The sequence below is a fragment of the Huintestinicola butyrica genome, from assembly GCF_025567215.1.
GTDB classification, from domain to species: Bacteria; Bacillota; Clostridia; order Oscillospirales; family Ruminococcaceae; genus Huintestinicola; species Huintestinicola butyrica.
In genome coordinates, this window is record NZ_JAOQKB010000009.1 from 65,064 (window position 1) to 77,436 (window position 12,373).

Below are 12,373 nucleotides of genomic sequence, written 5' to 3' on the forward strand. Positions count from 1 at the left end.
GTCTCGTTCAGTCCACGGATATTTTCAAGCACCAGAGCCGCCAGCTCGCCCGACTGACCTCTTATCTCATCGTCTGTATTGCCGCTGACCTTTGATATTATCAGCGGAACTACCACACCCACGCAAAGGAATGCCGCTGCCGCCAGCAGGCCCATATAAGGGTGAAAGCTGCCGATGAAAAGGCACATTACAATCTCGGTAACTATTGCGATACATATGGGGGAGATGGTGTGGGCAAAGACTCCTCAGCGATTTGAACACTTTGTCCCTGACTATTGCAAGGAGCGTGAAGGCTATGTAATGATTGGTTTTCTGCTCGGTATATCTCATACTAAGCACCAATTAAAAACTATACAAAAAATTGAGCATAATCTTGCGTATATGGATTATGCGATGATTTTTTGTCTATAGTTTTATTGGTGATTAGTATCAGCACTGCACGGAGAAGAGCAAATACCGCCAGCAGTATCCAGATAGTTTTCAGCGCCAGTGGAGCATCATATCCCGGACCGTTCAGCACGGCATATCCGCCGAGAACTGGTATGAACTGCACCGCCAGAAAGCCCAGTGTGCCTGTGACTACAGCCAGAACCATAAATCCTGCCAACGGCTTTACAAGCCCCAGCATTCTGAAAAGTGTACCTGCTTTGCTGCGCTTTTTCATGCCATCACTTCCTTGCAATCACAGCAATGGGAGCAGCAAAGGCACCCATGGGCAGCTCGTGGAAAAGCTTATATTTCTGTTCGATCATTTGAGCAACAGTATATATCATCAGGGCATTGCACATCAGCTCCAGCCATTGAAGCACGATGTTTCCTATGATATATTTTCTGCTTTCGGGACAAATTTTCATCAGGCGTTTATCAAACATATTTACTCCATTCCGCAATTTTACGATCAATTAGTTTTTGCTAACTAGCATTATAGCTTTTTTGTCCCATCTTGTCAATGTACAGCTTTTGGACAGAGAATGACACGCAGATAACATAAAATGTCATTACCCCTCTTAAAAGCGCATAAATATGTTATAACGCCAAAATTTGAATGGGGGCTGTTGTCAGCATGATAAGCTACGATGAACAAAAGGAACGTCCTGTAATATTAGGGGAGTACATAATAGAAACAAGGTCAACGGTGCGTGCTGCCGCAAAAAAATTCGGCATAAGCAAATCGACTGTACATACGGAAGTAACAAAGCGGAAAATGATGTGACTATAAAATAATCTGTTACGGAAATTCCGTAATTTTGTTCCTGAATTCTGTAGGGGAACAGCCGATTATCCTCCTGAATTGCCTGTTGAAGTTGGATATGTTGCGGAAGCCGCAGTCAAAGGCGATCTCCAGAACGTCCTTATCGCTGCTGCGGAGCGCCTTGCACGCCTTGTCTATCCTGAAATGCGAGATGTATTCCATTGCGCTCAGTCCCACATGGTCATGAAAGCGATTCATAAAATAGCTTTCGCTCAGGTGAACCGTGGCGGCAAGCTGCTTTATGGTGATAACATCGTTGTAATTCTTTGCGATATATTCGAGGGCGGGACGGATAACGCTTCCCGATTCGCTGTAATCGGGGTCGCTTTCCGCCTCAGTCTCCAGCAGCCAGAAAAGCCGTATAAGCTCACTTCTCAGCAGCATATCCAGCGATGGTGTGTCGCCCACAGCACAGGAAAAAATGTTGCCTGTTATTTTTTCAAGCTCGCTGTAATAATGATGCTCGGGGGTAATGTGAGTCTGTATCCGCATACTTCCGTTTATCAGCGGCTTTATACAATCTGTGACATATCTGTCGGAGTCGGAGCTGCCGAAAATGTCGCTGCTGAATACGATAGTATCATACACCTGTGTGATGTGGGGACATGGATAAATGGAGTGGAGCACATTCGGCAGGGTTATGATTATATCTCCAGCCTGCGATGTGAATTTTTCCTCCCCGCAGATAAACTGTGCCGAGCCTTCACGGACAAAGCTCAGCTCAAACTCGCTGTGCCAGTGCATGGGAACGCAGTTGAAATAATCGGGAATAGAACATTTGTAGTAGCTGAACGGCTTTATATCGGAAGAGTGTATCCGATTTTCCTTTGAGCTTATATTATTCATGCTGCCGCCTCCGAAAAAGTAGGATAGTATCAGTAAATGGTAGAATATCAATAGATTACAAAGCTGTTTTATAGTATTATATCATAAGAAGAATAAAACATCAACGTAAATTTTAAAGGAAGTGCTGAAATGATAAAAAAATATGTTTACGGAAACCCCTTTTTCACTGACGCTGTTGTTAAGGATATAGAAAAATCAGAGGATAAGCTCCCTTATTTTGATGTCAAAGACGGAGTGTTCACATACGCTCTTTCCGAGGACGATATCGTATATGGTCTGGGCGAGCAGATACGTGGCATCAACAAAAGAGGCTGGCAGTATGTGAGCTGGAACTACGATAATCCCAATCATCACGAGGATACCCGTTCGCTTTACGGCTCTCACAACTTTATAATCATCTGCGGAAAGCAGACCTTCGGTGCATTTTTCGATTATGCCGGCAGAATGGAGTTTGACATCGGCTACACCAAAAGAAGCCTTATGCAGATAAAGCCCGAAAAGAATGACATTGCCGTATATATCATCACAGGCGAAAACGAAAAGGACATCGTAAAGCAGTTCAGGCAGCTTATCGGCAGGAGCTATATCCCGCCTTTCTGGGCTTTCGGATACGGTCAGAGCCGCTGGGGCTACAGGAATGAGCAGGGTATCCGCACCGTTGCCGAAAAATGCAAGGAAGCAGGCGTTCCCCTCGACAGCATTTATCTGGATATCGACTATATGGAGCGCTACAAGGATTTCACCGTTGATAAGGAGCGCTTCCCTGACCTTAAAAAGCTTTCCGACGATATGAAGTTGCAGGGCATACATCTTGTTCCCATAATCGACGCAGGCGTTAAGATAGAGGACGGCTATGACGTTTACGAGGAGGGTGTGAAAAACAACTATTTCTGCAAGAACGCCGAGGGTAAGGACTTTGTGGGTGCAGTATGGCCCGGAAGAGTTCATTTTCCCGATTTCCTCCAGCCTGAGGCAAGAGACTGGTTCGGCAGAAAATATGCGGCTCTCACAGACCTTGGCATAGAGGGCTTCTGGAACGATATGAACGAGCCTGCCATCTTCTACACCGAGGACAGGCTTGCCGATACCTGCAATGAGATAAAAAAGCTTACTTCGGGCAACATGGGCATCAACGAGTATTTTGCATTCACAGGAATGGTTGCGGGACTTAACGGCAACAAGGGTGATTATGACAAATTCTACCATAATGTTAATGGCAAAATGGTAAAGCACAGCGAGGTACATAACCTTTACGGCATGAATATGACACGCTCCGCCAACGAAGCTCTCAGAAAGATATGCCCCCATAAGCGTACACTGTTCTTCTCCCGTTCCTCCTACATCGGCGCACACCGCTACGGCGGAATATGGCAGGGCGATAACAAGTCTTGGTGGTCGCATATTCTCCAGTCAATGCAGCAGCTTCCTGCACTCAATATGGCAGGCTTCCTTTTCACAGGCTCCGATACAGGCGGATTTGGCTGCGATACCACCGAAGACCTTATGCTCCGCTGGCTCCAGTATTCGCTGTTCACACCGCTTTTCCGCAATCACTCAGCAGACGGAACACGCTTGCAGGAGCTTTATCAGTTCGATAACATCGCTTCCGCTGCCGAAATGATAAAGATAAGATATGCACTTATCCCATACCTTTACAGCGAGTTTTTAAAGGCAGCGCTGAATGATGAAATGATGTTCAGACCTTTGGCATTCGATTTCCCCGAGGATAACACGGCAAAGCAGGCAGAAGATCAGCTGTTCCTTGGCAATGAGCTTATGATAGCACCCATTTACAAGCAGAACGCACAGGGCAGATATGTATATCTTCCTGAAGAGATGATGATGATAAGCATGAAGTCCGTAAGCGACTATACCGCCGCTGTACTTCCCGCAGGTCATCATTATGTTGAAGCTCCTCTTGATACCCTTGTTTTCTTTATACGCAAGGGAAAGGCAATACCTTTCGGAGCTGCGGCAGACAATACCTCTCAGATTGATATGTCAGCTCTCAGACTGCTGGGCTATGACGGCAGCACATATGAGCTTTATTCCGACAACGGCTATTCTCCCGAGCCTGAGGACAGTCTTAAAATAACCACATTATAATAACAGCAAAGCCCGTCAAGATATTTTGGCGGGCTTTGTATTTTTTAATCTGCGGCAGCGTACAGCTCATAGCTTTGGGCGGATATTTCGTCCGATAAACCGTAAACAGTGTTTGTCAGCACGTATTCGCCATTGTTTACATACACTTCGATAAGATTTGGGTCAACGTAAATATCAAGATGACAGCCCTCCTTGATCTCAGGAGTGTGAAATACGCATTTTATCTCACTGTGACCTGCAAAAACATCGGAGCGGTCAGCGGTAATAATGTCATTTTTCCGTGATAGCTTGTATCCGCCGATGTTTACCTCTTCGCCGTTATCCATATCAAGGCTGAGCTTATATCCGTCCGCACCTGCTTCTGAGGGAGAGGTTATCTTTTTGGTGAAAAGCCTTTCGGCATTGGGGTGGGGACGGAAATATATGTGACCGTTCCGCACTTCAACAATGCGAGGGATACAGAACATTCCTCTGCGGTTTTTGGCAAAAGGCTCGGGCATACGTGCCCATGCTATGATAACACGGCGGCCGTTTTCGTCAGCAGTGCTTTGCGGGGCATAAAGATCCTCGCCGCAGTCAAAAAGCTGCCATTTGTCCGCAATATCCATTTTGCAGCTTGCTTCGTCAAAATCGGCAAGAGTGCATATCGTAACAGCATCATAAAGCTTTTCGTCTTTCAGAAAACCAAGAGGGGATATAACGATAACTCCCGTTCCGTCAGTCTCAAAATAATCGGGACATTCCCACATCCAGCCCATGCCGTCCTTTTCGGCAAAGTTCACGTATTCCCAGTTAACAAGATCGGAGCTTTTGTAGAAAAGCAGACGTCCTTTTCTGTCAGCGGTGCTGCCCAGAACCATGTACCATGCGTACTTGCCACGCCATACCTTGGGGTCACGGGTATGATTTTTGCAGCCTACAGTTTTATCCTCAATAGGCGGTATTACAGTGAACTTGTCCGCCAAATTATCAAAATCATAGCCGTTTTCCGAGGTTATGGTCATCTGTGCGGCAGTAAATTCATCATTGATGCAGGTGTTGATGTTCTGCGGATTTTCCTCTTTGTAGCTCACACCAGTGTAGAAAATGTGCAGCCTGCCGTTATGCTCAACAGCGCTTCCCGAAAAGCAGCCGCTTCGGTCATCGGGCTTTGATGGGTAAAGTGCGATATCCTTGTGCTCCCAGTGCATCAGCTCCTTGCTTACAGCGTGTCCCCAGTGCATTCTGCCCCATATCGGCGCATAGGGAAAATGCTGATAGAACAGGTGATATTCGCCCTTGTAATAAATAAATCCGTTGGGGTCATTTATCCAGCCTCTTGGGGCTTTTAATCTAACAAAATCAGACATAGCAAACCTCCGTGTTAATATTCACTGACATTATAGCATATCTGGCAGATGAACGTCAATCGGTAATTGAAATTTCTGCGCATATGGTGTATAATTATATACATCAAATGTTTGGAGGTAAGCAGATGAAAAATCTTGTGAACGGAATACATCATGTATCGCTCAAATGCAGAAAAGGGCAGGAATATGACAAGGCAGTGGATTTTTACGGCAATGTGCTGGGACTTGAAACAACCCGAGTGTGGGAAGACGGCATAATGTTTGACACGGGAAACGGAGTAATAGAGATTTTCACAAACAGGGAAGACGATGCAGATACAGGTGTGATACGTCACTTTGCTTTCTCCGTAAATGATACTGACAGGTGCGCAGCTGCTGTAAGAGAGGCTGGGTATGAGGTATTTATTGAGCCAAAGGACATTGTAATACCATCTGAAAAGCCTCTTAGTGCAAGGATAGCCTTTTGCTTTGGCCCTCTTGGCGAGCAGATAGAGTTCTTTCAGGTGAAATAAAGACAGATTTATCTGCATTTGACAGCCATTACCGTATATGCTATAATCATATTAAAATCGCAAAAGGAAGTGAAAAGATGACATATCTCCTTATGAATAAGGACACTCCGTGGCTTTTGTTCAGCTGTGAACATGATGAGTTTGGCGAAATCCGGCTTAAAGAGCTTGAATGGTTTACAGAGCTGCGTCCCTTGGGCTATGCCGATCTTTTCAGCTTTCTTGACAGAAGAAAAGCGCCCAAGCACAGAAAGCACATAGAACAGCTGCTCGAAAGGTACGGATGTACCGAGTTAGATGGATTTATCCGTGTGACCCATGCGGTCTCTCTAAATGACACCTTTTGGGTCAGGGAAGAGACCAGCACCCTTAAATGGGCAGATGTTTCGCTGTACAGCAATCCTTTTGATGAAATTATAGCAAATGCCGCATTTGACGGTGCTATAAGCGATACCGACTTTTCATCGATTTCACCCGAATTCGGCACAGACGGTTCATATGCCAAGTGTTGGGTACGTGAAGCGGACGAAATATTTCTATGCAAAAGCGGAAGTTCTGCCTTTGTGATCGAGCCGCTGTCGGAATATCTTGCGTCACAGCTGGCTGAGATCATCTGCAAAAAATATGTGCCATATGATATGGATTTTCTGCATGGCAGGCTTGTCAGCAAGTGCAGGCTGTTCACCGATGAACATATGGGCCTTGTAAAGGCAGGCAGAGTTATCACAGGCGGAAAAAGCATTGCGTCTCTGCTTGGATTTTTTGAAAATATCGGCAGCGGTGATGATTTCAGACGAATGTGCATATTTGACAGTCTTATCCTGAATATTGACAGGCATCTCGGAAATTTCGGAGTGCTTGCGGACAATGATACAATGAATATCATCGAAATGGCTCCGGTGTTTGATAACAACCGTTCTTTGTGCTTTGATCTGGATAATGACCAGCTCAAAAATGTTGACTGGTATTTGAAAAAGCTCAGACCGTCTGTCGGTTCTGACTTTATAGCGACCGCAAGGGGACTGCTGACTGATGATATTCGCACAGAGCTGAAAAATCTTAAAGGATTTGCTTTCAGGCAGCACCCCGGAATATCCGTAGATCAGAAAAGGCTTGATCTGCTCAGCGGTATAGTGAACAGACAAATAAGAGAAATACTTGCGTAACGAAAGGAAATCAGAATTGGAAAAAATACGGAAGCACTTCATATTTCACGGCAATGTTCAGGGCGTGGGTTTCAGATACACAGCGTGCTACACCGCAAGAAATTACGGAATATCTGGCTGGGTGAAAAATCTGGATGACGGCTCCGTTGAAATGGAAGCAGAAGGACGGTCTGCGGATATTGACGCTCTTGTGCATTCTCTGGAACAGCTCAGGTGGGGCTATGTTGAGCGGATAGACTCAAAGCTCATTCCCATACACGGCGATTATGATTTTGAAATAGTATAATACAAAAACAGACCTCATCATTCAGCCTGCTTATCCGGGCTTTGTGATGAGGTCTTTGTTATCTTACTGCGTTATATCATACAAGCCCTGCAAACTGGAATCCCAGTATGCCCACAGCACAGATGATGCTTCCCGCTAAGTTCCAGCCTGTGGGACGCTCTGTCTTTTGGAACATACCGATAATAAGAATGGTTATCAGTATCATGGGCTGGATAAATGAGTCGTTTGTCAGGCTTATGGCTATAACAGCGTTTTCAAGTATAAGTCCCAGAACGTTGGGAATCTTTGCAAGGGCAACGATGCTTACTTCCTTGGGCTTTCTTTTTGCAAGGCTGATAATATCTGACTTGGGGAAAAGTATTACAGCAAGGATTATCAGCGCCGCAAAAAGCGCCATATCCGACGAAATGCAGCCCACCTTGTTTATCCATGTAACTGCAATGCCGTAGCCGTATCTGGAAAGGAGATAAAGTATCAGGGGTACAACTATTTTTTTGTAGTTAACATTCTTTTTGCCCGTTTTGGCTATCATTATAAGACCTGCGGCGGTTATTGCCACGCAGAGGATTTTCAGGGCTGTAAATGTTGCATTGCCGAGGATAATATCCGTGAAATATGACATGAACATACATATTCCAAGCCATGCTTTCAGCTCAAATGCGGACATTTCCACAAGTATCCTTGCGGACATCTGAAATTCCAGCAGCTTTGATATGAGCAGCAGAAAGATGAACACAAAAGAAAGGGGAGTTATCTCAAAAGTTCTGTTCAGAAAGGGCAGGGTGAATATCATAAAGAACGATGTGGCGGCTGCCATAACAAAGGTCATCTGGCTGCCGTTCATTCCCGCCTTGCTGACGGCGTATTTGTCGTTCAGGGACGTGATGGTGTAGCATATTACTACAAGTACCATAAGTATCATAGCGTGACTTCTCCTTAATAAGCGATTTACCTTTTAATTATACCGATATCGGAATATTAAAGTAAGAGTATATGATGACCTTATAGCATTGCAGATGTCACATTTTTATAATTTCATGCTTTTCCTGAACCGTCCAGGGGAGATTTTGTAATATTTTTTAAAAGCGGCAGTGAAATATTCCTGAGATGAATAGCCCAGCCGTTCCGAAATATCCGTAAGACTTAAACATTCATCTGCAAGAAGCAGCTGTGCGGCGGACATTCTTGCCTGAGTTTTCTTTTCGCTGAAGCTGCTGCCATAATATTTTTCTATAAGCCGCTGAGTCTGCCTTGTGCTGAGCCTCAGCCGTTCAGACAGCTCTTCAAGGCTGGCAGTGCGATATTCGTAAAGAAAGTATTCCTCTATGGTAAGGCTTGTGCGCTCAAAGCTGTTTGTGGGGGAAACTCCGTTTTCCGCAGAGCTGCTTATGTAATTTCTTGTGATGTCGATGACTGCCTCGGATATCAGCAGCTTCACCATGTCGGTGTAGCCTGTCTGACGGCTTTCAAGCTCGGAAAAAAGCTTGCGGAACAGTGGGAGAAGCTCCTGATTGTCCTGACCTATCCAGAATTTCTGCGCCAGGAATTGCCGTATCAGACTGTCATAGTCTTTTTCGTTCCCATCGTCAGCCCTCAGGTAGATACACCATTCAAGCATGGGATCGCTTTTATCGGTTATCTGTGCATGGGGCACCAGCGGGCCTGTGATGAACAGGGTGTTGGGGGTAATATCAAACTCCCTGCCGTCAGCGATAAGGGTGCCGTGTCCCTCGGAAATGTAGTGTATCTCATAGCAGCCGATGCCGTGGCTGTGCATGGGAAAGTCGTGGATAATATGGGTCGAGATAAGATTGACCGCATGGAGCCTGCACTCGCCAATGTCAAACTGTATATCAATATTGCTGAAAAAATTCATGGCTGTTCCTCGGTAAATTTAGAATATGCGACATTTTGCCTGATTTGATTATAGCAAGTATAGGATAGATTGTCAATACTGTAAATTTATGCCTGCATCTTCCCAAATCCAATAAAATGTGATATAATAAAATTAGCAAACGCTAATCACTACTAAAATGAAAGGGCGGTCACAGATGACAAGCACAGTTTTCGGATACGATCACATAATGATGCGTGCGGAGTATCGCACTCCCGACCCGCACAGCCATCTGGCAGTCCATTTTATCGCAGGTCTGGACGGCCCTGTTCATTGTGTCGTATCGGGTGACAGCTTTGATGCGGACGCTGTTTTCATAGCCTCAGATGTAGTCCACACAGCATATGCCGAAACGGGTGATATGCTGGTCTTTCTGTTTGATACCGCAGGCAGCATTGCCGAAGAGGCGCAGAAGCAGTATCTGTGCGGCAGACCGTACTTCTGTGGTGACAAAGAAACTGTCGAAAAGCTCCGCAAGATATGGAAAAACAATCCTCCTGCACAGGCTGACAGCCTTATAACTCAGCTTCTGGGGCTTGACACCGTGGGGAATACCCTCCGTGATGAGAGGATATACCAGGTGCTGGAATATCTGCGCTCGCTTGACGAAGTGCCCGAGGATATAACAGCCCAGCTTTGCGCAAAGGTCTGCCTTTCTCCCAGCAGACTGTCACATCTTTTCAAGGAAAATGTGGGCATATCCCTACATCGCTATCTTGCCATGGATAAGATGCGCAAGGGGTATATCCATTTCCAAAAGTATGGAAATATCACCGAAGCCTCCATGCGTGCGGGATTTGATTCTCCATCCCATTTTGCCGCCACCTGCAAAAGAATGTTCGGCATCTCCTTTTCGGAATTTGTGAAAGGCAGCGAATAACAGCAGATAATTGAAAGTATTTTCATCGGAAGTATGATATCATAGGTATAGTTTAAGGAGGAGTTCCGATGAAAAAATATGATATCACACAGCCCGTAAAACTGAAAAAAGGCGTATATGAGCTTAACAGCGAGAGCAACTTCAACTATCAGCTGAACCGTGTAATCAACTGGGACGGCGGCAGGCTTGAGGACGTGGCTCCAATAGCATCAAAGATAAAGGTAAGCGCAGACTGGAAGCGTGAGCTTATTGCTCTCGGCGACAAGGCGATGAGCGAGGAACGCACCGAAAATGCCATTGCATATTACCGTATGAGCGAGTTTTTTATGTATGACGGCGACCCTGACAAGAAAAAATACTATCTTAAAGCCACCAAGCTTTTTTATAAGTATTATGCGGATTTCTTTGAGGGTGAAAATGCTGTTATAGAAAAATTTGACGTGCCCTTTGAAAATGTAAAGCTTCCTGTTATGCACACCGTTCCTACAGGCAAAAGCAAGGGTACAATACTTATCCACGGCGGAAACGACAGCTATTTTGAAGAATTTCTTTTCACCGTACTTTATCTTCGTGAAAAAGGCTTTGAGGTCTATATGTTTGAGGGTCCCGGACAGGGCGGAGTTATGAGGGTACAGGGAATGCACTTCACCCATGAGTGGGAAAAGCCCATCAAGGCAGTGCTGGACTATTTCAAGCTTGACGACGTTACCATAATCGGCATATCCCTTGGCGGATATCTGGCGCCAAGAGCGGCGGCATTTGACAAGCGCATAAAGCGGGTAGTGGCGTGGTCGGTATTCCCATGTTTTCAGGACGTTATCGTAGGAATGCAGAAGCCTGCTGTTCAAAAGCTCTTCCGCATATTTATGGCGCTTCACGCAAGACCGCTCATAAACCTTGTTTTCGGCATCAAGGCTAAAAAGGAGCCTGTTATCGACTGGGGCTTAAAGCATGGAATGTACGCCTACGAGGCAAAGGACGCATACGGATATGCCAAAAAGCTGAAGCTTTACAATATTGCCCCCATTGCCGACAGGATAACACAGGATATGCTCATCGTGGGCGCAAATCAGGATCATTTCATTGATTACCGCATGGTGGGACGAGAGATAAATATGCTGAAAAATGTAAAAAGCCTGACTTTCCGTCTTTTCACCGACAAGGAGGACGCTCAGAATCACTGCAATGTGGGAAACGGAAAGCTTGTGCTTGATAACATTTGCAGCTGGATAGAGCAGATAAGCAGCGAGGTAAACTGAAAATGATGAAATTTATTTATTGGCTCACTATGTCGAGAAGCCGTAAAATGATAATCGAAAAATATGGCAGGGATTTCTGGGATAAATTCAAAAGCGGCTCGGATAAGCTTTTCCGTGAAGTGCTGAAAGAAACTCCCGATATAGGGGAAAGCGTGTTTTCATTTAATTATGCCTATGCACCGTCTTATGTGGCGTGGTATAAGACCATGCGGGAGCTTTCGCTGACAGCCGAGCAGGCGGACGAGCTTATGTGGCTCATGAATGAGAAAATGCTGCTGACCGTTCCAAAGCCATTTCTGCACATGGCAGGAAAGACGTATCTGAACGGCTTCCGCAAAAAAGCGGCAAAGCATATGGAGCGCCAGAAAAACGGACTTCACCCCTTTGACTGGGAGATAAGCTACCGCAACATCGACAGCAACAGCTTCGAGATCGACATTACAAAATGCGGCTTCATCGCCTTTGCAAAGAAATTCGGTGCAGAGGGAATGCTCCCGGGAATATGCAGTGTGGATTATATGATATCCTACTACATGGGTAACGGCTTCAAGCGCACTACCACTCTTGGCTACGGCGACAGCTGCTGCAACTGCCATTATGAGCTTACAGGCAAATGCCCTCTTCACCCTCAGGACGGCATGAAATAATATAGATTACATAAAAAATCCATTGGTCGGATATTTAGAACCCGTCTTCACAAGCATATGCGCACGTGTTTTCGGCAAATTTTGCCGCAGACTGCGTTAAAAATCCTTGCCGGGCGAAAGCCCGCCTGCGGATTTTTGCCTACTCTGCAACAAAATTATGCTCGAAAATCCGCACACAT

At 45.5% G+C, this 12,373-nt stretch carries 13 protein-coding genes and 2 pseudogenes; 8 read left to right on the forward strand and 7 right to left on the reverse strand.

The window, feature by feature from the left end; translation table 11 throughout:
- From OCV68_RS10270 to OCV68_RS10280, 3 genes and pseudogenes are all read right to left on the reverse strand, one after another.
- Positions 1-188: pseudogene (locus tag OCV68_RS10270) on the reverse strand (ABC transporter ATP-binding protein); the annotation flags it as partial.
- A 161-nt stretch (positions 189-349) separates the two neighbouring features.
- The gene (locus OCV68_RS10275; protein WP_262572427.1) at positions 350-664 is read right to left on the reverse strand and encodes a hypothetical protein; all 315 of its coding nucleotides are present in this window, start codon (positions 662-664) and stop codon (positions 350-352) included.
- Between the two features lie 4 nt (positions 665-668).
- Positions 669-872, reverse strand: coding sequence for a hypothetical protein (locus tag OCV68_RS10280; protein WP_262572429.1), 204 nt, complete (start codon positions 870-872; stop codon positions 669-671).
- A 191-nt stretch (positions 873-1,063) separates the two neighbouring features.
- Between OCV68_RS10280 and OCV68_RS10285 the strand changes: the two are divergent.
- Positions 1,064-1,201: pseudogene (locus OCV68_RS10285) on the forward strand (sporulation transcriptional regulator SpoIIID); the annotation flags it as partial.
- Positions 1,202-1,228: 27 nt separating this feature from the next.
- Here the strand turns inward: OCV68_RS10285 and OCV68_RS10290 are convergent.
- On the reverse strand, positions 1,229-2,098 hold the full coding sequence (locus OCV68_RS10290) for a helix-turn-helix domain-containing protein (RefSeq protein ID WP_262572431.1): 870 nt from the start codon (positions 2,096-2,098) through the stop codon (positions 1,229-1,231).
- 129 nt (positions 2,099-2,227) lie between these two features.
- Between OCV68_RS10290 and OCV68_RS10295 the strand changes: the two genes are divergently transcribed.
- Positions 2,228-4,204, forward strand: coding sequence for a glycoside hydrolase family 31 protein (locus OCV68_RS10295; RefSeq protein ID WP_262572433.1), 1,977 nt, complete (start codon positions 2,228-2,230; stop codon positions 4,202-4,204).
- Between the two features lie 44 nt (positions 4,205-4,248).
- On the opposite strand, the gene OCV68_RS10300 is transcribed toward OCV68_RS10295, so the two are convergent.
- Positions 4,249-5,553, reverse strand: a complete 1,305-nt coding sequence (locus OCV68_RS10300; protein WP_262572435.1) for a glycoside hydrolase family 32 protein — start codon at positions 5,551-5,553, stop codon at positions 4,249-4,251.
- 125 nt (positions 5,554-5,678) lie between these two features.
- On the opposite strand from OCV68_RS10300, the gene OCV68_RS10305 reads away from it, so the two are divergent.
- The 3 genes from OCV68_RS10305 to OCV68_RS10315 all read left to right on the forward strand — a co-directional run bounded on the left by OCV68_RS10305 (position 5,679) and on the right by OCV68_RS10315 (position 7,514).
- Positions 5,679-6,065: a VOC family protein gene (locus OCV68_RS10305; RefSeq protein WP_022474583.1), complete on the forward strand. Its 387-nt coding sequence runs from the start codon at positions 5,679-5,681 to the stop codon at positions 6,063-6,065.
- A gap of 92 nt (positions 6,066-6,157) precedes the next feature.
- Positions 6,158-7,228 carry a HipA domain-containing protein gene (locus OCV68_RS10310; protein ID WP_262572439.1) on the forward strand — a complete coding sequence of 357 codons (1,071 nt, stop codon included), beginning with the start codon at positions 6,158-6,160 and terminating at the stop codon, positions 7,226-7,228.
- Positions 7,229-7,244: 16 nt separating this feature from the next.
- Positions 7,245-7,514 carry an acylphosphatase gene (locus tag OCV68_RS10315; protein ID WP_022474585.1) on the forward strand — a complete coding sequence of 90 codons (270 nt, stop codon included), beginning with the start codon at positions 7,245-7,247 and terminating at the stop codon, positions 7,512-7,514.
- 76 nt (positions 7,515-7,590) lie between these two features.
- On the opposite strand, the gene OCV68_RS10320 is transcribed toward OCV68_RS10315, so the two are convergent.
- Complete coding sequence (locus OCV68_RS10320) at positions 7,591-8,436, reverse strand: hypothetical protein (RefSeq protein WP_262572441.1); 846 nt, start codon at positions 8,434-8,436, stop codon at positions 7,591-7,593.
- Between the two features lie 105 nt (positions 8,437-8,541).
- Positions 8,542-9,390, reverse strand: a complete 849-nt coding sequence (locus OCV68_RS10325) for an AraC family transcriptional regulator (RefSeq protein WP_262572443.1) — start codon at positions 9,388-9,390, stop codon at positions 8,542-8,544.
- A 175-nt stretch (positions 9,391-9,565) separates the two neighbouring features.
- Between OCV68_RS10325 and OCV68_RS10330 the strand changes: the two genes are divergently transcribed.
- The 3 genes from OCV68_RS10330 to OCV68_RS10340 all read left to right on the forward strand — a co-directional run bounded on the left by OCV68_RS10330 (position 9,566) and on the right by OCV68_RS10340 (position 12,194).
- Positions 9,566-10,288, forward strand: a complete 723-nt coding sequence (locus tag OCV68_RS10330; RefSeq protein ID WP_262572446.1) for a helix-turn-helix domain-containing protein — start codon at positions 9,566-9,568, stop codon at positions 10,286-10,288.
- A gap of 68 nt (positions 10,289-10,356) precedes the next feature.
- Positions 10,357-11,547 carry an alpha/beta hydrolase gene (locus OCV68_RS10335; protein ID WP_262572448.1) on the forward strand — a complete coding sequence of 397 codons (1,191 nt, stop codon included), beginning with the start codon at positions 10,357-10,359 and terminating at the stop codon, positions 11,545-11,547.
- Between the two features lie 2 nt (positions 11,548-11,549).
- Positions 11,550-12,194: an L-2-amino-thiazoline-4-carboxylic acid hydrolase gene (locus tag OCV68_RS10340; protein WP_022474591.1), complete on the forward strand. Its 645-nt coding sequence runs from the start codon at positions 11,550-11,552 to the stop codon at positions 12,192-12,194.
- Positions 12,195-12,373: the final 179 nt, after the last annotated feature.

Coding starts and splice junctions, on each gene's coding strand:
- OCV68_RS10300 (WP_262572435.1), bottom strand. CDS start 5,553: ATGTCTGATTTTGTTAGATTAAAAGCCCCAAGAGGCTGGATAAATGAC.
- OCV68_RS10290 (WP_262572431.1), bottom strand. CDS start 2,098: ATGAATAATATAAGCTCAAAGGAAAATCGGATACACTCTTCCGATATA.
- OCV68_RS10320 (WP_262572441.1), bottom strand. CDS start 8,436: ATGATACTTATGGTACTTGTAGTAATATGCTACACCATCACGTCCCTG.
- OCV68_RS10325 (WP_262572443.1), bottom strand. CDS start 9,390: ATGAATTTTTTCAGCAATATTGATATACAGTTTGACATTGGCGAGTGC.
- OCV68_RS10340 (WP_022474591.1), top strand. CDS start 11,550: ATGATGAAATTTATTTATTGGCTCACTATGTCGAGAAGCCGTAAAATG.
- OCV68_RS10280 (WP_262572429.1), bottom strand. CDS start 872: ATGTTTGATAAACGCCTGATGAAAATTTGTCCCGAAAGCAGAAAATAT.
- OCV68_RS10330 (WP_262572446.1), top strand. CDS start 9,566: ATGACAAGCACAGTTTTCGGATACGATCACATAATGATGCGTGCGGAG.
- OCV68_RS10295 (WP_262572433.1), top strand. CDS start 2,228: ATGATAAAAAAATATGTTTACGGAAACCCCTTTTTCACTGACGCTGTT.
- OCV68_RS10310 (WP_262572439.1), top strand. CDS start 6,158: ATGAATAAGGACACTCCGTGGCTTTTGTTCAGCTGTGAACATGATGAG.
- OCV68_RS10335 (WP_262572448.1), top strand. CDS start 10,357: ATGAAAAAATATGATATCACACAGCCCGTAAAACTGAAAAAAGGCGTA.
- OCV68_RS10305 (WP_022474583.1), top strand. CDS start 5,679: ATGAAAAATCTTGTGAACGGAATACATCATGTATCGCTCAAATGCAGA.
- OCV68_RS10275 (WP_262572427.1), bottom strand. CDS start 664: ATGAAAAAGCGCAGCAAAGCAGGTACACTTTTCAGAATGCTGGGGCTT.